Genomic DNA, 22717 nt, shown 5'->3' with positions numbered 1-22717 from the left:
AAAAATTTTTATGGATATGATTGTATTTTATCTAAAAATATTTAAAGATATAAATTTGTAAAAATAATTTTAATCCAGCTAAGATAAAAAGTAATAATTTTAAAAAGAGGGCAATAAATAAACATAAATAATTGCTATTTGAAGATAAAGAATTTGCTTATTTTATATTAAATTAAGAGAAATAAAACAATATAAAAGCGATTCAAATTTTCAAAAAATCAGATATCATCAAGTTAAATGAGAATTTATCTCATTTAACTAAAATTCTGATGGTTGTTTTAAATTATCTACTTTTTCAATCTCACAAGGTTGATTTATATAACAAGGACCTGTCATTTTAACATAAATTGTCAGTCTTTTTTTATCCGGAGATATTTCATAACTTTCTATGGTTAAAACTCTATTTCTTGGAAAAAGTAATTCATATTGAGTTTCAAATGCAGCAAGTCCTTTTAAAGAGACAAAAAGTGTATCTGAAAATTTTGGAACTTTTATAACAAGTTCAACCGGCCTTGACTGAAATACACTATTTCTAATTGCTGTAGTAGACATAAAACCATAGTCTCTATATTTTTTATGACTGATTAACTCCAGATAAGTTTTGGCCCGATCTGTAAATTTTCCATTTTTATAAATTTTTGAAAAATAACCTTGATCTAAAAGTCTAAATATAAAACTTAAATTTTCATAGCGATAAACAATTAAATTTTCAAATATGATTGTTTTTCTTAAAGCTTTGTCAAGTTTTTTCACCATATCCTTTTGTTTTTCATTTAAAGAATAAAGTCCTTCTCCATTTCTTAATTTTTCATTGATCACTACAAAATCACCATAAGTATATTGATAAACTATATCTCTTTCTTCTTTGGATAAAATATTATTTCCATATAATTGTATCCACCAATTTACAGCTTCTCTACCAGTTTTAAATTTTTTATAGCTTTCTTCATCAGCCATTAAAGATAATTGAAAACCTAAAAATAAAAGTAAAAAAATAATATTTTTCATTAAATACTCCTTTTAATAAATATTTCCTTATAAATATCGGAAAATTATTCAATATTATAAAGCTCTTAATATGATAACTTTTATTTTTGAAATAGAAATGACTGATATCGAATCTAGATTAAACAAGATAGAAAATTTCATTTTTTATTATTGTAAGTATGAAATTAAGAAGTTATGATAGAATGGTGCCCGAGGTCGGACTCGAACCGACACAAGGTTGCCCTTACCAGATTTTGAGTCTGGCGCGTCTACCAGTTTCACCACTCGGGCTTAATTAAAACTATAATTATATTTCTTTTAGCTAAAAAACAATTTAAAATAAAGGTTTTGATAAAAAATATTTTAAAAAAATATAAGAATTGATTTTTTGGAACACTTATTGCTTATAAATTGTAGCAATATTGACAAAAGATTCTAGTTTATTAATTTTTTAAGGAAAAAAATGAGAATTACAAATAAATTAAATTTCACCAATTCTGTTAGCACTTCAATGGGTGGGCAAAGTGCCTTATATAAGATCTCTCAACAACTTGCTTCAGGATTGAAAATTCAAAATTCTTACGAAGATGCAAGCACCTATATAGACAATACTCGTTTAGAATATGAGTTAAAAACGCTAGAGCAGGTTAAGCAAGCAACGAGTTCTGCTAAAGAATTAACCGAAAATAGCATGAAAGCCTTGCAAGATATGGTTAAGCTTTTAGAAGATTTTAAAGTTAAAGTTACTCAAGCAGCTAGTGATAGTAATTCTCAAACATCAAGAGAAGCGATAGCAAAAGAATTGCAACGTATCAAAGAAAGCATTCTGCAACTTGCAAATACTAGCGTCAATGGTCAATATCTTTTTGCCGGTTCTCAAGTTGCGAACAAACCTTTTGATTCTAATGGTAATTATTATGGTGATAAAAATAATATCAACGTTGTAACTGGCTCAGGAACTGAAAGTCCTTACAATATCCCTGGTTGGGATCTCTTTTTCAAAGCCGATGGAGACTATAAAAAGCAAATTACCACCAATATCAGCTTTAAGGATAATCGTTACGCTGAAGCAGACAAACAAGAGTATTTAAATGGAGATTCTGCTTGGAAACAGCTTATCGGACAAAATTATGTAAAAGATGGAAAATTAGATCCATATGATGATTTTGAAGATAAAGATAAAAAGCTTGATTTTCCACCTTCGACACTTTATGTTCAAGGAACTAAACCAGATGGCACAAGCTTTAAAAGTGCAGTTTTGGTAAAACCAGATGATAAAATAGAAGATGTGCTAGAACAAATCGGCGCACTTTATGGCAACACTCCTAACAATAAAGTTGTAGAAGTAAGCATCAACAATAGCGGTCAAATTCAAATCACAGATTTAAAACAAGGCAATAATAAATTAGACTTTCATGCCGTAGCCTATACTCCGCAAATGGAAAAAACTGAAGATTTTAAAGGTATGCTGGAATTTGCCAAAGAAAATGATCTTAAAATGGAAGATATTACCAACGAAGTCATGAAGGCTGCTATACAAAATGGTGATATCACTAATCCAAAAACTCCAGTTGAAATTGAATTAACGAAAAAGGATGGAACTAAACAAAAATTTAGCTTTAGTCTAGCCCAAACCGATTTCATTAAAAGCAATATGACTGATTCAGATGGTAATAAAGCCAACGGTGCAGATTATGATAATGTTTATTTTGAAAAAGATGGCAACACTGTTTATGGCAATGTTTCTCAAGTTATCAAGGGAAGTAATGCCTATGCAACAGATTCAACCAAACTTAGCGAGGTGATGGCAGGAGATAGTCTAAATGGTACCACCTTAAATTTAAAAGTCAATTCCAAGGGTGGAAAAACTTATGATGTAACGATAGATTTGGGAAAATCCACCGTAAGCTATCCCGATCCTAATAATCCTGGACAAACTATAAGTTTTCCTATCATGCATACCGATCCTACGACAGGAAATAGCGGGGTAGTAACTCCTTCAGATGAAATAACTTATGGGCAAATTAATAATATCATCGGTATGTTTGCCTCTGATAAAGTGCCTACTCAAAGCATCACAGCTAACAATAACAAGGTTGATGCTACAGGTTATGACAATATCCAACAACTCATAAAAGATTCTCAAGCAACTGTAGATGTTAGTATGGATTATAAAGGACGTATTAGCGTTACAGATAAACTTTCTTCAGGAACGAACATAGGAATTTCTTTAAGCGATTCTCAAAGTGGTCATTTTCCAGTACCTCCTTATACTGAAACAGCACAAATTCAAAGTGGGCCAAATTTTAGCTTTAGTGCAAACAATGCTTTAACTATAGATGAACCAAATGTAGATCTTATAAAAGATCTTGATACTATGATCGATGCAGTTTTAAGTGGCAATATGAGAGCAGATGGAAATTCAGCCGATCCTAGAAATACAGGAATGCAAGGCGCTTTAGAAAGGCTTGATCACTTGGCTGATCATGTAAGCAAACTTAATACAACTATGGGTGCTTATCACAATATCATAGATGGGGTAAATACTCGAGTGAGTTTTTTAAGTGTGAATGTGCAAAGTATTAAAACAAATGTTATTGACGTTGATTATGGCGAAGCGATGATGAATTTAATGCAAACCCAACTTGCATACCAAGCTTCCCTTAAAGCAAGCACTACTATATCTCAACTTAGTTTATTAAATTATATGTAAAATTATGCTATAATGGCTTCTTTAAAAAATATTTTTTAAGGAAAAAACATCAAAAAAGAAGCCATTTTTACTATTTCTACTTTTGGTATTTTTTATTTATGTCTTTGTATGCTAACTCCTAGTATGGGGAGTTGGATTTATAAAATAAATTTATTTTTATTTGGGGAATTTGGATATTATTACCCTTTTTTCTTATTTATTTTAAATTATTTTTACTACAAAAGAAGCTATAAAATAGAAAATTTTTCACGTCAAGAACTTTTTGGTATAGGTTTTGCTTTCTTTTCATTACTTCTACTTTTTTCTGTGCTTTATAGAGGTTATGGCTATATTTTAGAATTCGTTTATACTGTTTTTTCCACTCTTTTAGGGCATGTTGGAAGTGGTATTTTTGCACTTTTACTTTTTGTTTTTTCTTTGATTTTACTCTTTCCAAAATTTGCAAAAGAACTTTTAAAAATAGAGTTAAATTTTACTATTTTACTTAAATTAGAACATGCTTTAAAAACACTTTTAATGAGAGTTTTCGGCGGAGATAGCGATAAGGATGATATAGGAAAATCAGAACCACAAGCTCCAATTATCGAGGTTAAGCAAAAACATCCAGTTAATACTTTAAGTGAAGTTGAAGAATTGGTAAAAATCAATAATATTAATGCAAGTAAAAATTCTATCACAACAGCTAAAGAAAATTTTGAAAAATTAAAAAATCAAATTTTAGATGAAAAAGTAGAAATTGATAAAGAAAGTTTAAAAGAGGCAAAAAGTTTTGTTTATGAAAATTCTCAACAGGTTAGAAATTTTGCACAAAAGGCTAGTAGAAGTAGTATAAGTCTTGATGAAGAATTTAATTTTATTTTAAAAGAAGAGGTAGATATGATCCCAGAACGTTTTTTAAAACCTAAAAAACTTGAAGAAATTAAGCAAATAGATACCACGGGTAGAAATTTGGATGAGCCAAGCTATAAAAGAAAAAATATAGAAATTTCACTACCAAAACAAGAAATAAAACCAAAAATTTTCACCAAAGAATTAGAACAAAGAGAAGATTTGATACAAAAAGCAAAATTAGAGCAAGAATACAAAGCTTATCAAAATGAAATACTTGAAAATAAAGTAAAAGAAGAAATTCAAGAATTAGAAAAAAATGATAAATTGGAACCAGATTTAAATAATATCATAGAAGGTAATAAATACAATTTTGAAGAAACAACTCAAGATCTTACAATAAAACAAGAAGTGATTAAGCCTAAAGAAATCTTTGAAGAGCCTGCAACAAAAGAAGAAATAATAGAAGCCGATCAACCAACTATGCAATATCATGCAAATTTTGAAGAACCTGAAATTTTAGATTTTAGTGAAGAGAACTTTAAACCTAAAGAAATAGAAAGCATGAATGAAAATACTGATGATTTTATGCCCGTAGTTGAAGAATTAGATCGTCCTTATATCGAGCCAATTCCTGTTATCAAACTCCAAGAAGAATCAAAAGAAGAAACTCAAAAAGCCTTTGAAGCAATTAGAGAACAAGATGACAATGAATTTAAAGAAGAAATTAAAAGTGAAAACAAAGAAGAGGAAATTATTAAACAAAGAGCTATTTTAGCAAAAGAAATTGAACTCAATAAAGCACTTTTAAAAGAAATAGAACAAGGAGAGATGGAAAAGCCAAAAGATTTTAAATTGCCACCGCTTGACTTTTTAGCTAATTTTTCGCAGCATAAATATGATGTTAATGAGCTTGAAATTGATAAAAAAATTTACAATTTACTTGAAAAATTACGCCGTTTTAAAATAGGGGGTGATGTTACTAGAACCTATGTTGGGCCTGTAGTAACTACCTTTGAATTTCGCCCAAGTGCTGATGTAAAAGTGAGTAGAATTTTAAATTTACAAGATGATTTAACCATGGCCTTAATGGCAAAATCTATACGCATCCAAGCTCCAATTCCTGGAAAAGATGTAGTGGGAATTGAAGTTCCAAATGAAGAAATTCAAACGATTTATTTGCGTGAAATTTTAGAAAGCGAAGTATTTAAAAACTCTAAAAGCCCTTTAACTATAGCTTTAGGAAAAGATATTGTAGGTAATGCTTTTGTGACTGATCTTAAAAAATTACCTCATTTGTTAATAGCAGGGACAACTGGAAGTGGAAAAAGCGTAGGGATTAATTCTATGCTTTTAAGCCTTTTATATCGCAATTCTCCAAAAACTTTACGTTTAATGATGATCGATCCAAAAATGCTTGAATTTAGTATTTACAATGACATCCCACATCTTTTAACCCCTGTCATTACAGATCCTAAAAAAGCAGTTAATGCTCTTTCTAATATGGTTGCGGAAATGGAAAGACGCTATAGATTAATGGCGGATGCAAAAACTAAAAATATAGAAAATTACAATGAAAAAATGAAAGAAATAGGCGGCGAGGAATTACCTTTTATCGTTGTTATTATCGATGAATTGGCTGATTTGATGATGACTGCAGGTAAAGATGTAGAATTTTACATAGGGCGTCTTGCACAAATGGCAAGAGCAAGCGGAATTCATCTAATTGTTGCTACTCAACGCCCTTCTGTAGATGTGGTAACTGGTCTTATCAAAGCAAATTTACCAAGTAGAATTTCTTATAAAGTAGGGCAGAAAATAGACTCTAAAGTTATTTTAGATGCTATGGGAGCTGAAAGCTTGCTAGGAAGAGGGGATTGTTTATTTACCCCTCCTGGAACAAGTTCTATTGTGAGATTACACGCCCCATTTGCAAGTGAATTTGAAATAGAAAAAATTGTAGATTTCTTAAAAGATCAAGAAGAAGTTTGCTATGATGAAAATTTCTTGCAAGATTCTAAAAATTCATCTTTAGTAAATGATACTTTTTCAGATGATAATGAAGTAGATGAGCTTTATGAAGATGCAAAAAGAATCATTCTAGAAGATCAAAAAACAAGTATTTCTTATATACAAAGAAGATTAAATATAGGCTATAATCGTTCTGCAAACATAATAGAAAGATTAACAAAAGAGGGATTTTTAAGTGAGCCTGATTCTAAAGGCAAAAGACAGATTTTATAATATCCTTTAAATAAAGGATATTATAAAAATTATTTATCTCTAAGATTTAATTCATTGATTAATTTAGAATAAGAATTATAATCTTTTCTTTTAAGATAACTTAAAAGCCTTTTTCTTTGTCCAACTAGTTTTAAAAGTCCTAATCTTGAAGAAAAATCTTTTTTGTAGATTTTTAAATGTTCTGTAAGCTCTGCAATTCTTGCAGTTAAAAGAGCTACTTGAACTTCTGTTGAGCCAGTATCACCTGGTTTTCTAGCGAATTTCGCAACAATTTCTGCTTTTTTAGCCGAATCTAAAGCCATATTGACCTCCTGATTGGTATAATTTAAAAACCGTGATTTTATCAAATAAAAACCAAAAATAAACTGAAATAACTTTTATTTAATTTTTTAAGCCATTTTCTAAGAAAATTTTATTATAATTAAAAACTATATATTCTAAGGAGAAATTTGTGCTATTTACCAAAGCAAGCGAATATGCTTTACTTTCTTTAATTTACATTGCTCAAAAAGAAAAACCTCAAGATGTAGATTTCCTATCCACTGAGCTTAATATTCCAAAAAGTTTTTTAGCTAAAATTTTGCAAACCTTAGCTAGGGATAATTTGCTTAATTCTTTCAAAGGTACAAAAGGGGGCTTTACTTTAGCAAAAGATCCTAAGGAATATAACATCAAAGAAATTATAAATAGCGTAGAAAAAAAAGAAGTCAATGTTTTTGAATGTAGTGGTGGGGTATGTCCTGACAATAAAGAGAAAAATTGCACTCTTATGCCCATGCTTATAGAACTACAAGATAGAATAGATGGATTTTTAAGCTCTATAACCTTAGCGGATATTATGAAAAAATAAATGGCAAAAAAAAATAAAATATTTGATCTTGTTTTTCCTTTTTTAGGACCTTTAATAGGACCGGTTTTAAAGGCTAAAAGTCTCACTATAGTTGGTTTTATAGTTTGTATTTTAGCTATTATTATCGTTCCTTTGCCAAGTCCTATTTTGGACTTTTTTTTAGCTTTGAGTATTGCCTTATCGGTTTTGATTATCCTTATTTCTATTTATATTCCAAAACCAACCGATTTAACCACCTTTCCGACTTTAATCTTAATCATAACGCTTTTTAGACTTTCATTAAATATCGCCACAACGCGTATGATCTTGAGCGAGGGACAAAATGGACCTGAAGTTGTAAGTGAGATCATCGCTTCTTTTGGTGAATTTGTGGTTGGTGGAAATATGGTTATTGGGGTAATCGTATTTTGCATCCTTGTTTTGATTAACTTTATGGTTGTAACCAAAGGTAGTACTAGGGTTTCTGAAGTGCAAGCAAGATTTACACTTGATGCGATGCCTGGTAAGCAAATGGCTATAGATGCAGATTTAAATGCCGGTCTTATTGATGAACAAACAGCACGTGCAAGACGTCAAGAAATAATCGCTGAAGCGAATTTTTATGGCGCGATGGATGGTTCGAGTAAATTTATCAAAGGTGATGCAGTTGCTGGTATTATTATCACAATTATCAATATTATCGGAGGCTTTTTAATCGGCTCTTTTCAACACGATATGCCATTATCCACAGCTGCTTCAACCTATACTATACTTACCATAGGTGATGGACTTGTATCTCAAATTCCTGGCCTCATAACTTCTACAGCTACGGCTATTATTATTACTCGCGCAAGTAAAGATGAGGATAATTTTGCAGAAGGAACTTTAAATCAGCTTTTAAGTGAATACAGAACCTTATTGATCGTAGGTTTTGTTTTGTTTATTTTTGCTTTAGTACCAGGTTTGCCTCACTTATCTTTAGGATTTATGTCTTTAGTCTTTTTAGGTTTAGGATTTTTAACCAAACAAGTAAAAGAGGGTAAAATTGAAATCATGGCAGCTAAAAAGACTAAGCCGAGTGCTGCAGCTAGCGGTGGAGCAGCTGCGCCAAATGCTGCAGTTCCTGCTAAGAAAAGCGAAGAAGAAATTTTAAAAGAAGAAGAGCATAAAATTAATGATATTCTTAAGGTTGAAATTTTAGAACTTGAACTTGGATATGGACTTATAAAATTAGCTGAAAGCGAATTGACTGAAAGAATTAGATCCATGAGAAGAAGTATCGCAGAAAGCTTAGGATTTTTAATGCCAAAAATAAGAATTCGTGACAATTTAAGACTTAAGCCTAATGAATACAGCTTTAAATTAAAAGGAGTTTCCATAGCGAGTGCTGAAATTTATCCGGATAAATATTTGGCTATGGATAGTGGATTTATCACCGAAGAAATTGAGGGTATAGCCACCAAAGAACCTGCTTTTAATTCCGATGCACTTTGGATTGATGCGAATTTAAAAGATGAAGCAACTCTTAATGGTTATATAGTGATCGATCCTGCTAGTGTGATTTCAACTCACATGAGTGAACTTATTAAATCACATGCAAGCGAGCTTTTAACACGTCAAGAAGTGCAAAACCTTTTAGATAAGGTTAAAAACGATTATCCTATTATAGTTGAAGGTGCTTTAAGTGTGGCACCTGTAAGTCTTATTCAAAAGATTTTAAAAGATTTACTCAAGTATCATATTCCAATTAAAGATATGCTTACTATTTTAGAGTCAGTTAGCGATATTGCCGAAGTGAGTAAAAGTTTTGACATGATTATAGAGCATGTAAGAGCGTCGTTGGCAAGAATGATTACAAATATGTATTTAGATGATAAAGGAAATTTAGATATTTTTATTTTAGATTCTGCTAGTTCGGCGATTTTAATGGAAAATGTCCAATTTAGAGACGGTAGTTATCATTTACCTTTAAGCGTAGCACAAACCGGCGTTTTAGTCGATACTTTAAGAGCCGAAGTGGCTGCGGTTTCTAATGGTCGTATCAAACCTTTCATACTTTGTGTTGAGCCGCAACTTAGAAAATTTATTGCCGATATTTGTTATAACTTTAATATTAACATTGTTGTGCTAAGCTTTGCTGAAATTGCTGAAAATACCAATTTCAATACAGAAGGTATTATTAAGATAGAACTTTAAGGAAAATAATGAAAATTTATCATCTTTCACATACAGATCTTGATGGTTATGCTTGTCAATTTATCACTCATTTTTATTTTAAGAATGTGAAATTTTACAATTCAAACTATGGAAAAGAAATCAATGATAATTTTAATGCTATTTTAAGCGATATTGAAAAAGATGAAAATTTTGAAAAAGCAATTATTTTAATCACGGATTTAAATTTAAGCCTTTCACAATGCGAAGAATTTGACAAAATATGTCAAGAAAAAAAGATTAAGATTTTTTTACTTGATCACCATCAAAGTGGGGAAGAGTGTGCAAAAAAATATCCTTGGTATTTGTTGGACTCAAAAAGATCAGCTACTAAAATCACTTATGATTTTTTCTCTAAAATTTGCCATACAAATTTAGAACTTTCACATTTTGTTGATGTAGTTAATGCTGTAGATATTTGGTTAAACGCGGATGAAAATTTTGAGCTTGGAAAAGTTTTTTTAGGCTTAGTTGCTAATGCTAAAGAAATCAATCGAGTGATGTTTAAAGAAATACAGGTTTATTATATATTTTTTCTTTTTGAAAGAGCTATTAAATTTATAGGAAAAGAAAATTCTCATATTTTGCTTGAAAATGCTATACACTTTATAAAAAAAGATTTTTTTATGAGAAATTATGATGATACACTTGCTAATTTAATTTCTAGTTTTGTTGTTGAAAAACTAGGGGAGTTAAAAGATGAATTTAGCATAGAATATGAAGGATATAAAGGAATTTTAACTGTTAATATAGGAAATACTTCCATCATTGGCAATGATTTTTTAATCAAAAATCCAGACTATGATTTTTTTATTGATGTAAGTTCAAGAAAAACGCTAAGTTTTAGAGCAAATGGTAAAATCGACGTTAGTCTAATGGCTAAAAAATTAGTTGGTGGAGGAGGGCATAAAAATGCAAGCGGTGGCTTATTTTCAGCTTATAAAGATAGCTCGAATTACCCTTATATCAAAGCTCAAATTCTTGATCTTATCAAAAGCAAAGAATTAAAAAAGGAAAACAAAGATGTCGAAACAAAAGAACTTAAATGAAGAGTTAGAAGATTTGCAATATGAATTAAGCATTGTTTTAGAGGCTATGCTTTTATATGCTGGAGTTAAAAGAGAGAAATTAGAATCAGCCATTGAGGCGTATATAGACAATATAGATTTAGTATTAAAAGATTCTCAAAAAGAGGGCGTTGATGAAATTTTAGAAGTTGTGGAATTTTTAAAAAATAAACATAAGGATTTATTTCTATGAAAAAAATAGCTACGATAGTTTTAAGCTTATATTCTTTAAGCTATGCCAATATTTATGAAAATTTGAGTGATTTTGCTTATAAAAAAACTTCTGATAAAAATGTTAAAGTTGAAAATGCAAAAATAGTCCATTTTTATAAAAACAATAAAGAATGTTTAGATCTTTTAATCAAATCTAATCAAGTGCAAATTTTAAAAACTTACAATTCTTGCAAAAATTTAGACAAAGATTCTAATTTTAATGATTTTTTAAATCACGATTTTCTAACTTTATATAAAAATGATGGGCAAATAATCCAACAAATAACATGGGATTTAAAAAATGCTATGCAAGATATTATGATTTATTATAAATTGCATTATAGTTTTAGTCAAAATAAAGATGACATGAGTAAAAATCCAAATTTGGATATTTTAAATATGGATCCAAAAGAGGGCGGAACCTTACTTTATAAAGTCAATAACCAAGCGTGTGTTGGTATAGAACTTTTAAAACATAATTCTAAAATGGCCATGAAAGTCTATGGTATAGAAAATTTAGATAAAAAATGTAAATTCTTTATAGAATCTCCAGATTTTAAAGATATTTCCTATACAGCAAAAGATTTTAATTGGTATTATTTAGAATAAAAAAATAGTTTAATTTTTAAAAATATTTTTTTAAAAAAACCGATTTTATCGGAAAAATTATTTTGTCCTAGAGTTTGAAAAACACAAGTATCTAAATCTCTTTTTTCTTGAATGCTTAAATTTTTCATTTGAAAATTAAACCTTATATAAAATATTGCAAATATGTATTTTATTTTAAATTACTTTAGTTTTTTATTAAAAATTTAACGATTAATCCTTTTTTAATTTTCATTGACTTTTATTAACCAAAATTATATAATTAATTGTGATTTAATTTTCTAAAAAGGAGAAAAGCTTATGAAAAAGAAAATTTCAGTAGCTTTGGCATTGATGTTATTTGGAAGTTGTGCATTTGCACTTGATCAAAAATTAGAAAAAACCAAAAGTGCTACAGGTATTGACTTGCCTAAAGCTAAATGGGTTTTACCTAAGGCATTAAATGAAGATGGTACGATCGATGAGAGCAAAATGCCAAAAGATTCTAAATACGCCCAAATGGTAATTTTTGGTAACAAAATTCTTAATGAAACTAGCAAATACACTGGACCTCAAGCAAAAGATCCAAAAAAAAGATTTGCCGGAAACAATCTATCTTGCTCTAGCTGTCACGCAGCGGCTGGAAGTGTTCCAAATCAAGCAGGTTTTGTAGGAATTTGGGGAAGATTTCCACAATATAATGCAAGAGCGGATAAAGTGATCACTCTAGCAGATAGAATCAATGGTTGTTACGAAAGATCTATGAATGGCAAACGTATGCCTGAAAATTCTCCAGAAATGAAAGCAATGCTTACTTATATGCAATGGCTGTCTCAAGGTGTTCCAGTGGGAGCTAAGATCGAAGGTCAAAGCCTTAAAAAAATAGATTATCTCACAAGAGCAGCTGATCCAAAAAAAGGTAAAAAAATCTATATGGATAAATGTGCAGTTTGCCACCAAGAAAATGGCCAAGGTTTAAAAAATGAAGATACCAAAGGAGCCTACTACATTTATCCGCCATTATGGGGAAAAGATAGTTATAATACAGGAGCAGGAATGTATCGCTTAATCAAAGCAGCTTCTTACATTAAAGAAAATATGCCTCAAGGTGATCCTAGCTTAACTCTTGAAGAATCTTATGATGTAGCTGCTTATATGAATTCTCAATCTCGTCCTGTAAAACCACATAGAGATCAAGATTTTCCTGATAGAAAAGTAAAACCTTTGGATATGGATGTTGGACCTTATGATGATAGTTTTTCTACAACACAACATCGTTACGGACCTTATAAACCAATGTTAAAAAAATAATTCTCTAAGGCAAGAAATTTTCTTGCCTTTAACTTTCTTAATTTTCTTTCTAAAATTTTATTACAATCTTTTTCTTTAAATTGTAAAAAATAATTTTCAAAAATTCGCAATAGGGTATTAAAACTAAAAAAATAATAAAGCTAAAATTTAGTTTTCAAAATACAAATAAAAATCAATAAATTTATACAATAAATTTTATGGATAAATTAGAAACCTACAAAAGGTAAAGTATTTAAAATATGAAATATCCATACTTTAAAGCATAAACAAACGCTTTATTTCCATAAAAATAAAAAAGTTTGAAAATTATAGTTTTCAATACAAAATTAGAATTTAATATGTATTTTTACCTTTTATCATACTTTTTTAAGTATTTTATATTTTTTAGTCTAAAAAGTTTTTTCGACTCATAAAAAGCTTTTTTTTACTAAGTTGATACTAAAATATTCTTTTAAAATAAAATTGGGAAAATAAAAATGAAATATCCTTTAGATTGTGAAGAAAGTTTTGAAAAATCTTTTTTATTTTGGTTGGCCAAATATGTAAAATTTAAACTCAATTCTCTTTCGAATAAAGAACTCAAAAATCCAGAAATTTTAGCTAAAATCAATTTTGCGCTTACCAAAGGCATTTCAAATATAGAAGAATTAGATGCTTTAGCAAAAAAAGCAAGAAATATAGGTTTAAGCGGAGTTAATACCTATTTTAATCCTTTAAAAAAGCTTTTTGAATATTTGAAATTTTACAAACTCCATTCCTTAAAACAAATCGATGAAGAGCTAATCGTTGAAATTTTAGCCAGTATTACGGGATCTTTATCTGATGCAAGTAAAAAAAATCACAGAATTGCTGTGATTAATTTTTTTGATTTTTTAGATAAACAAAATGAAGAAGATGGTAAATCTCATATCTTTGATATTAATCTTAAAAATTGGGCAGGAATTACAGGTTCTAAAGGTGTTAAACTGCCCGAATTTATGAGCGAAGAAGAAGTTAAAAAATTTCTTGATGCTATAGAAAATGCTGATTTTAAAAGCAATACTATACGCAATCAACTCATTATCAAAATCATCATTTTTACAGGAATTCGAGTCAGTGAAGCTATCAACATAAAAATGGGCGATATTAGCGAAGAAAACGATCTTTATCTTATAAGAATAAGATCAAAAGGTAATAAATACCGTATTGTTATGATTAAAAAAGAACTCATAGAGCATTTGCTTAAAAATGTCCAAATAAACTATATGAGCAAAGATACCTTGCTTTTTGTCAATAAAAAAGGCACTCCCCTAACCCAATCTTACGTTAGTCGCATCGTTGAGCAACTTTTATTTCGCGCAGGAATTCGCAAACAAAAAAATGGAGCACACATGCTGCGTCATACTTTTGCCACTTTGCTTTATAAAAAACAAAAAGATTTAGTTTTAGTGCAAGAAGCCTTAGGACATGCGAGCTTAAATACCTCAAGAATTTATACTCATTTTGATAACGACAAATTAAAACTTGCTGCACAAGTTGCAAAGGAGATCAGTGAGCGCTGAAAATTTTGCAGTTTTTGGAAAGTATTTGTATTATGATCTAAAATACATTTTAAGAGCTTGCAATCAAAAACAAAGCAAAAAATATTTCAATTTTGCTAAAAAACATAAAGAAAAATTTTATTTTATAATCCTTGCTGATTATGAATTTTATAAATATTTATATGATGATAATTTTAAAAGCAAAGAGGCTTATTTGGTGTTTTTTGCTTACAAAAAAAGGAGGGAATTTTCTGTTTTTTCTATTGAAGAGGATAGATTTTTACCCTCTTTTTATGATGGGCTTAATTTTCAAAACTATAAAGAAAATTTTTTAAAAGTTAAAGAAGCGATTGCCAAAGGTCAAAGCTATCAAGTCAATCTCACTCAAAATTTTCATTTTGACACTTTACTTGATGGCTTTGATTTATTTAATCTTTTATTAAAAAGACAAAATACACAATTTAAAGCTTATATTAAAGATGAAAATCGAGAAATTTTATCTTTTTCTCCGGAATTATTTTTCAAAACTAAAAATAATACAATCATCACAAAACCTATGAAAGGAACAATCAAACGAGATAAAGATCCAAAAAAAGATAAGGAAAATAAACTTTTTTTAAAAAATGATATTAAAAACTTAAGCGAAAATGTGATGATTGCTGATCTTTTAAGGAATGATCTTTCTAAGCTTATTAAAAAACAAAGTATGAAAGTAAAACTTTTTAAGATACAAAGTTACCCTACTTTGCACCAAATGACTTCTACAATCAAGGGCTCTTTAAAGAAAAATATTGATTTTTATAAAATTTTCAAAGCTCTTTTTCCTTGTGGATCAATCACCGGTGCTCCTAAAATTGAAACCATAAAACTCATCGAAAATCTTGAAAAAAGAGAACGTGGAATTTATTGTGGTTCGATAGGACTTATACATAAAAATAAAAGCAAATTTAGCGTTGCAATACGCACTTTAGAAAAAAGAGAAAATTATCAATACAGCGTAGGCGGTGGTTTGGTTTGGGATTCTAATTTAAATGATGAATTTGATGAGTTAAAATTAAAGGCTAAATTTTTAATGCCTAAAGATTTTTTTCTTTTTGAAACCATGTATTATAAAAATGGCAAAATTCTGTTTTTCAAACAACACCTACAAAGGCTTTTAAATTCGGCTATAAAATTTGATTTTAACACTCAAATTTTACTTAAAGAATTTAGTCAAATATTACAAGAAAAAGCCGATGCAAATGAGTTTTTAAACCTAAGTATCCACAAACTAAATAAAAAGCTTTTTTTGAAAGAGCATAATTTATTTTATACTAGCAAACTTGAAACTAAACACAAACAAGCCATTGTGAAACTTACTTTAGAAAAAAATGGAAATTATCATATTTCTTATCATCATATAAAAGATAACACAAACAATACCCTATTTTTAAGCAAGGAAAAATTAAATTCAAAAAGTGATTTTTTATATCATAAAAGTTCTATAAGAAAATTATACGAAGATAAGGCTTCATTGTGGAAAAATAATTCATGCTATGACATAGCGTTTTTCAATGAAAAAAATGAACTTTGCGAAGGATCAAGAAGTAATATACTTATAAATAAAAATGGCAAATTTTATACGCCACCTTTAAATAGCGGCTTATTAAATGGAATTTATCGCTCTTTTTTAGTGCAATTAGGCTATGTGCAAGAAAAAAATCTTTATGAAAAAGATTTGATAGAGGCGGATGAAATTTATTGCATTAATTCTGTTAGAGGCTTAAAAAAGGTTCATTTACAATGAAAAAAATTTTATTTATAGATAATTACGATTCTTTTAGCTATACCATTATTTTTTATTTAAAAGAATTAGGATATCAATGCAAAGTTATTAAAAATGACGAATTTAAAAAAGTAAAAGATTTAAGCCGATTTGATTTTACTCATCTAATCATCTCCCCAGGTCCAAATTCTCCCGAAGAATCAAAACTAAGCCTTAAAGCTATAAAATACTTTAAAAAAAGTAAAAAAATTTTAGGAATTTGCCTAGGGCATCAATGTATAGCCAAAGTCTTTAAGGGTGAAGTTAGCAAAATGGAAAATCCAACCCATGGTAAAACTTCAACCCTTATTTTTAAAAAAGATCCACTTTTTAAAGGCATAAAAAAAGATATTAAAATTTGTTTATATCATTCTTTGCACATAAGCAAAATGCCTAAAAAATGTAAAATTTTAGCCAAAAATTCTCAAGGTGTTATTATGGCGATTAAGCATAAAAAATACGATATTTACGGGGTTCAATTTCATCCTGAAGCCATTTTAAGCCAACAAGGTAAAAAAATACTCCGTAATTTTATGAAAATTCATTGATTTTAAATATAAAAAATATTAAAAAAATGACGATATTTAAGATGTAAAAATTTATTAGGAAAAATTATGCAAATCAATAATGCTTTAAGCGGCTTAAATCAATACGCTAAAATAAATTCGGATAAAGAAAATAGTCAAACAAAAGAAGAAGTAAAAGAAAATCAAAAATCAAATTCCGCTGTTGAAGTCACTATTTCCAAAGAAGCAAAAGAAAAATCAAATAAAGAAATAAATGCTAAAAATAATGAAAGCAATTCTCAAGGTGATAGCACTGATAAGCTTGCGCAATTAATGCAAAAATTAGCCCAAATACAAGCAAAAATAGCTGAACTTACAGGAAAAATGGCCAATGCTGATAAAAATCAACTTGCAAGTTTGCAAAGTCAAGTCTCAACTTTAATCAGTCAATCTTCAACTATCCAAGCACAAATTCAAGAGCTTCAAAATCAGCAAAATAAATAATTTTTCCAAAAGTTTAAGAATGCTATAATAAGGCATTTTAATTTTTAAGGAAAAATATGACTTTTTTAGAAATTGAAGGTGTTGATTCTTTACAAGGTGAAGTTCAAATCAGCGGTGCTAAAAATGCCGCCCTACCCTTAATCGCTTCCACTATACTTGCTAAAAATGAAGTTAAAATGTCCAATGTTCCTAATGTAGCAGATATTAAAACCTTAATATCCTTGCTTGAAAATTTAGGCGCAAAAACAAATTTTGAAAACAATACTGCAATTATAAACACAACCACACTTAATCAAACCATTGCCAAATATGATATCGTGCGTAAAATGCGCGCTTCTATACTCACACTAGGCCCACTGCTTTCACGTTTTGGGCATTGCGAGGTTTCATTGCCAGGAGGTTGCGCGATAGGTCAAAGACCTATTGATTTGCATTTAAGTGCTTTAGAAAAAATGGGAGCAAATATAGAGATCAAGCAAGGTTATGTGATCGCAAATGGCAAGCTTAAAGGGGCTAAAATTCTTTTTGATAAGATCACCGTTACAGGTAGTGAAAATATCATTATGGCTGCAGCTTTAGCCAAAGGAAAAACTAAGCTTTTAAATGTAGCTAAAGAGCCAGAAGTTGTGCAACTTTGTGAAATATTAGCCGATGCGGGACTTGATATTAAAGGTATAGGAAGCAATGAACTTGAAATTTATGGCACAGATGGCGAGCTTTTAAATTTTAAAGAATTTAGCGTAATTCCTGATAGAATCGAAGCGGGAACTTATCTTTGTGCAGGAGCCATCACCAATTCACAAATCAAACTTAAAAAAGTCAATGCAGAACACCTAGGAGCTGTTTTAGCAAAACTCGATCAAATGGGTTTTAAAACTCTAATAGAAAATGACAATATCACCCTATTTTCAGCTAAAAAAATAGAGCCTATAGAGATTTTAACCAGTGAATATCCAGGTTTTCCAACTGATATGCAAGCGCAATTTATGGCTTTAGCTTTAAAAGCAGAAGGAACAAGCATCATCGATGAAAGACTTTTTGAAAATCGTTTTATGCACGTAAGTGAGCTTTTAAGAATGGGAGCAGATATTAAACTTAACGGGCACATTGCAACCATAGTAGGTGGAAAAGAACTCAATGCAGCTGATGTTATGGCTACAGATTTACGTGCTTCCTCGGCTCTCATACTTGCTGCTCTTGCTGCTAAAGGCACAAGCAGAGTGCACCGAATTTATCACTTAGATAGAGGTTATGAAAATTTAGAAGATAAATTTAAAGCCTTAGGAGCTAAAATCACAAGGCTTGAGGAATGAAAAATCTTTTTGAAACCTTAAAAGATTTAGAAAAAGAAATCAAGCCTTTAGAAGAAATTGAAATCATTAGTCTGGAAAATGCAAAAAATCGCATCCTAGCAGAGGATCTTTATGCGCAAAAAAATTTACCCAGTTTTGATAATGCGGCATTAGATGGCTATGCTTTTAATTATGCGGATTTAAAAGAAGCTTTAAGCATAAAAGGCACTATCTTTGCAGGAGATAATCAAACTTATGAAATTGGCAAAAATGAATGCTATAAGATTATGACTGGAGCAAAAATGCCAAAAAATGCTGATACGATTTTAATGATCGAGGATGAGCATTTAGAAAATGGCAAGCTTATTATCAAAAAAATTCCTAAGCAGTTTAACGCAAGACGTTTAAAGGGTGAAGAATTAAAAAAAGGTGAATTTTTACTCAAAAAAGGCACGAAGTTAAATTCAAGACATATTGCCCTACTTGCCTCTCAAGGAATTTATAAAATTGAAGTTGTAAGAAAAATTCGCGTAGGCATTTTTTCAAGTGGCAATGAACTTAAAGAACCTTGGCAAATTTGCGACGAAGAAAGCATTTACAATGCCAATGCATTGCCACTAATGACTATGCTAGAGCATTGTGAAATTCAATATCTTGGAATCGTAAAAGATGATTTTAACATAGTTAAAGATACTCTTTTTAAAACAAATTTTGATCTTTTAATCACTTCCGGTGGTGCAAGTGTGGGTGAAGCTGATTTTTTAGAAAAAGCCTTTGATGAGTTAAACTATAAGGCTATTTTCAAAGGCGTAAAAGCGCGCCCTGCTCGTCCTAGCAAACTTTATAAAAAAGATAAACAATTAGCCTTAGTTTTACCAGGAAATCCTATGGCGGCTTATCTTTCTTGTTTTATTTTTGCTAAAAAAATTATTGATTTACTTTGCAATACTTCTCATAAATCTTTTAAGATTAGTGCTAAAATGGGAACTGATCTAAAAATTAAAAAAGGAAGAAATAATTTCATTTTAGGAAATTTAGAAGATGAATTTTTCATGCCTTTTAATAACAATCAATTTGGATCAGGCATGATACTGCCTTTAATTAGTAGCGAATTCTTACTCATAAGCGAAGAGGATGTAGAAATTTATCAAAAAGGAGATCAAATACAGCTTTTAAAGCTCTAATTCTTGACAAAGAATAAAAAATTTATTACAATTTCGCTTTTACTTGCGGGAATAGCTCAGGGGTAGAGCACAACCTTGCCAAGGTTGGGGTCGCGAGTTCGAATCTCGTTTCCCGCTCCACTTTGATTCTTTCTTAAAAATTTAATACAATTTATCCTATACCCTATTTTAAACAATTAAAAGAATATGATTTATTTTAAATAAAGAATTAGCAATATTGCTAAAAAACAATATTGCTAAAAAACCAAACTTTAATTTAGAATGATTAATCTAAAGCTAAAAGAGTGAAAGATGAAGTCAAGGAAACTAATTTAGCTTTAAACTTACTCTTTGAAAGATGTTCATATCTTTAAATATTTTATGTTATTTAAAGATAATTGAAATTATACTAAAAAAATAATTAAAATTATGAAATTAATTTTTTTTATAATTTAAATAAATAAATTTTATTAATTTTAAAGCAATATTTTTTTATTTTATATTGATAATGAGTGAAAATAACACAAAAAACTACTTTTAATATAATGCCAATCAAAAAAAGGATTTTTATACAATATAACACGATGGTATTTTCTTTTTTGGCGCTGGATTTTCAAAATCTTTAATTAACTCTTACCCTACCCTTTCTGAATTATCAAAATACTTTATAGATAATGATTTTATATAAAAATGAAGAATAATTTAGAGCAACTTTTAACTTATCTTACAACTCTATTACCTTTTAAAACAAGAGGGGATGTTTTAAGAGGTGAAACGTCTTATCTTGAAAAGACAAAATAAAATAAGCAAATTTTTTATAAAATTACAAGCAAATGAGAAAATTGATAAAAAATGCTAAAAGGATTTTCATTCCCTATGACTGATTTATCCATTGTTTATCTTTTTCAAAATGCCTTATATTCAAATAAAAATGATTATAAAATATACGTTATCAATACTAAAAGCGATATTGAAAACAAAATAAAAAGATACAATGAAATTTTTGGAGAAGGTAAGTGCGATTTTAGTTTCTGTTGTAGCGATAATTTAGAAAAATTATCTAAACATTTAAATATTTACACTCAAAACTAAAAACGTTTTAAAGATAAAAAATATTTTTGAATTTTTATTGTAGAGTATTGAAAGGTATTGAAAATTTCTAAAGAAATTTTCAATTACTGTTTTAGCCTAAAGTGTCATTTTCATCATAGTCATGAATATAAGCATCGTTATTTTCCAAAGTCTCAACACTTCTTCCTATTCTTTCCCATCTAACAATACCTTTATTATCATCCCAAGAAAAATACACAAACCAAGGCTCCCCTTCTATAAATTTATAAGGAACACTCCCCCAAAAACGACTATCATACGAATAATCTCTATTATCTCCCATCATGAAATATTCATCTTTAGGGACTTCAAAAACATAAGCATTTCCACCATTAAAACCTATCTGATCTCCAAGTTCTTTAAAATAAGTTGGCGACATAGCAAAATCACCTATATTAAAATGTGCCGATATATCACTTTCTATATCTTTTTTTGGATCATAATGAATCCCTTTTTCTTTATAAGGCTCTTTAACATAAATTTCCCCGCCAAGTTTAACCAAATCTTGAGGATAATGAGCGCGCATAAATTCATCGCCCTCATGCATTCTTACATAAAGGGTTTTATTTGCATAAACTATCTTATCTCCCCCTACTCCAACGCAACGTTTGACAAAATGCTGTTTTGTATCTCTAGGATATCTAAAAACCACTATATCTCCTCTTTTTGGCCCCGATCCTGCGATTAAATGACCATTTTTATTAAAATCTGGCAAAACAGGAATTTCTAACCAAGGAATATGCGGAGTCGGGATACCATAGCTGAATTTTTTCACAAATAAAAAATCATGTATCAATAAGGTATTTTTCATAGAACCGCTAGGAATTACAAAAGCTTGCATAAAGAAAAACATAACTAAAAGAACAATAACAACCGTCCCAGTCCAAGACTGACAAAATCTATAAAGTTTTTTAAAAAAAATCATGAATTTTCCTATTTTAATCTATTTTTAGCCGATCTTACCGTATTTTCTAAAAGCATAGCAATAGTCATTGGCCCAACTCCTCCAGGAACTGGGGTGATAAAACTTGCTTTTTTTGAAACATTTTCAAAATCAACATCACCTACTATTCTACCATCATCAAGGCGATTGATCCCAACATCTACAACAATCACTCCCTCTTTTACCATATCAGAACGTAACAAATTCACACACCCAGCCGCTACCACAATTAAATCAGCTTTTTGAGTGTATATTTTTAAATCTTTTGTTTTAATATGACAAATACTCACCGTCGCACCGGCATTTAAAAACATCGTAGCCATAGGGCGTCCGACTATATTTGATTCTCCTATGATGACAACATCTAAGCCTTCTAAATTGATTTCATAAGATTTTAAAAGCCTCATAACCCCAAGCGGAGTGCAAGGTAAAAATCCACTTTCTAAGCCTAAATTTAAATATCCTACATTGATAGGATGAAAACCATCTACATCTTTACTGCTTATGATACTTTCTAAAATTAAATTTTTATTAATATGACTTGGTAAAGGTAGCTGCACTAAAATTCCATGCACACTATCATCGTAATTTAAAGTATTAATGAGTGCTAAAAGTTCATTTTGGGTTGTATTTTCATCAAGATGATACACTAAAGATTTAATTCCACATGCTTCACAAGCTTTAGCTTTGGAATTAACATAAGTTTGACTTGCAGGATTGTTACCAACCAAAATCACAGCAAGACAAGTTTGCATACCCTGTTCCTTAAGCATTTGATTTTTTTCTTTAAGCTCTTCTTTGATTTTTAAACTTAAGGCTTTACCATCAAGTAAAATCATTACTTTCCTTTATAAAATTTTATTACTTTTTTAAAGTAAAAATTG

Annotated in this window: 19 protein-coding genes, 2 tRNA genes and 1 pseudogene; 16 read left to right on the top strand and 6 right to left on the bottom strand. The window is 29.6% G+C overall.

The window, feature by feature from the left end; translation table 11 throughout:
* Positions 1-258 precede the first annotated feature (258 nt).
* Positions 259-1008, bottom strand: a complete 750-nt coding sequence (locus H2280_RS05365; protein WP_337215906.1) for an ADP-ribosyltransferase — start codon at positions 1006-1008, stop codon at positions 259-261.
* A gap of 183 nt (positions 1009-1191) precedes the next feature.
* Positions 1192-1278: transfer RNA gene (locus H2280_RS05360), tRNA-Leu, on the bottom strand.
* A gap of 172 nt (positions 1279-1450) precedes the next feature.
* Here H2280_RS05360 and flgL point away from each other — a divergent pair.
* Positions 1451-3700: a flagellar hook-associated protein FlgL gene (gene flgL, locus H2280_RS05355; protein ID WP_337215905.1), complete on the top strand. Its 2250-nt coding sequence runs from the start codon at positions 1451-1453 to the stop codon at positions 3698-3700.
* A 108-nt stretch (positions 3701-3808) separates the two neighbouring features.
* Positions 3809-6772, top strand: coding sequence for a DNA translocase FtsK (locus H2280_RS05350; protein WP_337215904.1), 2964 nt, complete (start codon positions 3809-3811; stop codon positions 6770-6772).
* Between the two features lie 29 nt (positions 6773-6801).
* Here H2280_RS05350 and rpsO read toward each other — a convergent pair whose 3' ends face one another.
* Positions 6802-7074: a 30S ribosomal protein S15 gene (gene rpsO, locus H2280_RS05345; protein WP_137623624.1), complete on the bottom strand. Its 273-nt coding sequence runs from the start codon at positions 7072-7074 to the stop codon at positions 6802-6804.
* 149 nt (positions 7075-7223) lie between these two features.
* Here rpsO and H2280_RS05340 point away from each other — a divergent pair.
* From H2280_RS05340 to H2280_RS05320, 5 genes and pseudogenes are all read left to right on the top strand, one after another.
* Positions 7224-7639 (top strand): annotated as a pseudogene (locus H2280_RS05340) (Rrf2 family transcriptional regulator).
* Positions 7623-9797: a flagellar biosynthesis protein FlhA gene (flhA, locus tag H2280_RS05335; protein ID WP_137623626.1), complete on the top strand. Its 2175-nt coding sequence runs from the start codon at positions 7623-7625 to the stop codon at positions 9795-9797. Before H2280_RS05340 ends, flhA begins: the two are co-directional and overlap by 17 nt.
* 8 nt (positions 9798-9805) lie before the next feature.
* The gene (locus tag H2280_RS05330; RefSeq protein WP_337215903.1) at positions 9806-10864 is read left to right on the top strand and encodes a DHH family phosphoesterase; all 1059 of its coding nucleotides are present in this window, start codon (positions 9806-9808) and stop codon (positions 10862-10864) included.
* A complete protein-coding gene (locus H2280_RS05325) occupies positions 10839-11075 on the top strand; it encodes a hypothetical protein (protein WP_137623628.1) in 237 nt (78 codons plus the stop codon). Before H2280_RS05330 ends, H2280_RS05325 begins: the two co-directional genes overlap by 26 nt.
* Entirely contained in the window at positions 11072-11704 is a 633-nt protein-coding gene (locus H2280_RS05320) for a hypothetical protein (protein WP_337215902.1), read from the top strand. The genes H2280_RS05325 and H2280_RS05320 overlap by 4 nt, the downstream gene beginning before the upstream one ends.
* Here the strand turns inward: H2280_RS05320 and H2280_RS05315 are convergent.
* Positions 11692-11832: a hypothetical protein gene (locus tag H2280_RS05315; RefSeq protein WP_337215901.1), complete on the bottom strand. Its 141-nt coding sequence runs from the start codon at positions 11830-11832 to the stop codon at positions 11692-11694. The two genes, H2280_RS05320 and H2280_RS05315, sit on opposite strands and share 13 nt — an antisense overlap.
* Before the next feature lie 169 nt (positions 11833-12001).
* Here H2280_RS05315 and H2280_RS05310 point away from each other — a divergent pair, with 169 nt between their 5' ends.
* The 9 genes from H2280_RS05310 (at position 12002) to H2280_RS05270 (ending at position 20872) form a co-directional block, all read left to right on the top strand.
* Positions 12002-12991 (top strand): c-type cytochrome, encoded by a 990-nt coding sequence (locus tag H2280_RS05310; RefSeq protein WP_337215900.1) that lies wholly within the window; start codon positions 12002-12004, stop codon positions 12989-12991.
* A 476-nt stretch (positions 12992-13467) separates the two neighbouring features.
* Positions 13468-14532: a tyrosine-type recombinase/integrase gene (locus tag H2280_RS05305; protein WP_337195790.1), complete on the top strand. Its 1065-nt coding sequence runs from the start codon at positions 13468-13470 to the stop codon at positions 14530-14532.
* The gene (locus H2280_RS05300) at positions 14522-16297 is read left to right on the top strand and encodes a bifunctional chorismate-binding protein/class IV aminotransferase (RefSeq protein WP_337215899.1); all 1776 of its coding nucleotides are present in this window, start codon (positions 14522-14524) and stop codon (positions 16295-16297) included. The genes H2280_RS05305 and H2280_RS05300 overlap by 11 nt, the downstream gene beginning before the upstream one ends.
* On the top strand, positions 16294-16863 hold the full coding sequence (locus H2280_RS05295; RefSeq protein ID WP_337215898.1) for an anthranilate synthase component II: 570 nt from the start codon (positions 16294-16296) through the stop codon (positions 16861-16863). The genes H2280_RS05300 and H2280_RS05295 overlap by 4 nt, the downstream gene beginning before the upstream one ends.
* A gap of 66 nt (positions 16864-16929) precedes the next feature.
* Positions 16930-17325 carry a flagellum-secreted nonflagellar protein FspA gene (fspA, locus tag H2280_RS05290; RefSeq protein ID WP_337215897.1) on the top strand — a complete coding sequence of 132 codons (396 nt, stop codon included), beginning with the start codon at positions 16930-16932 and terminating at the stop codon, positions 17323-17325.
* Between the two features lie 56 nt (positions 17326-17381).
* A complete protein-coding gene (murA, locus tag H2280_RS05285) occupies positions 17382-18638 on the top strand; it encodes a UDP-N-acetylglucosamine 1-carboxyvinyltransferase (RefSeq protein WP_337215896.1) in 1257 nt (418 codons plus the stop codon).
* Positions 18635-19801, top strand: coding sequence for a molybdopterin molybdotransferase MoeA (locus H2280_RS05280; protein WP_337215895.1), 1167 nt, complete (start codon positions 18635-18637; stop codon positions 19799-19801). The genes murA and H2280_RS05280 overlap by 4 nt, the downstream gene beginning before the upstream one ends.
* A 45-nt stretch (positions 19802-19846) precedes the next feature.
* A tRNA-Gly gene (locus H2280_RS05275) sits at positions 19847-19921 on the top strand.
* A 735-nt stretch (positions 19922-20656) separates the two neighbouring features.
* Positions 20657-20872: a hypothetical protein gene (locus tag H2280_RS05270; RefSeq protein ID WP_337215894.1), complete on the top strand. Its 216-nt coding sequence runs from the start codon at positions 20657-20659 to the stop codon at positions 20870-20872.
* A gap of 91 nt (positions 20873-20963) precedes the next feature.
* On the opposite strand, the gene lepB is transcribed toward H2280_RS05270, so the two are convergent.
* Together lepB and folD are read right to left on the bottom strand one after the other, a co-directional pair.
* Positions 20964-21815: a signal peptidase I gene (gene lepB / locus H2280_RS05265; protein WP_337215893.1), complete on the bottom strand. Its 852-nt coding sequence runs from the start codon at positions 21813-21815 to the stop codon at positions 20964-20966.
* 8 nt (positions 21816-21823) lie between these two features.
* The gene (gene folD / locus H2280_RS05260; RefSeq protein ID WP_337215892.1) at positions 21824-22672 is read right to left on the bottom strand and encodes a bifunctional methylenetetrahydrofolate dehydrogenase/methenyltetrahydrofolate cyclohydrolase FolD; all 849 of its coding nucleotides are present in this window, start codon (positions 22670-22672) and stop codon (positions 21824-21826) included.
* Positions 22673-22717: the final 45 nt, after the last annotated feature.

It is taken from the genome of Campylobacter sp. 2457A (assembly GCF_020135895.1).
Lineage (GTDB): Bacteria > Campylobacterota > Campylobacteria > Campylobacterales > Campylobacteraceae > Campylobacter_D > Campylobacter_D taeniopygiae.
The sequence above is the reverse complement of the archived record's forward strand: the minus strand, read 5'-3'. Positions and strand labels throughout refer to the sequence as shown.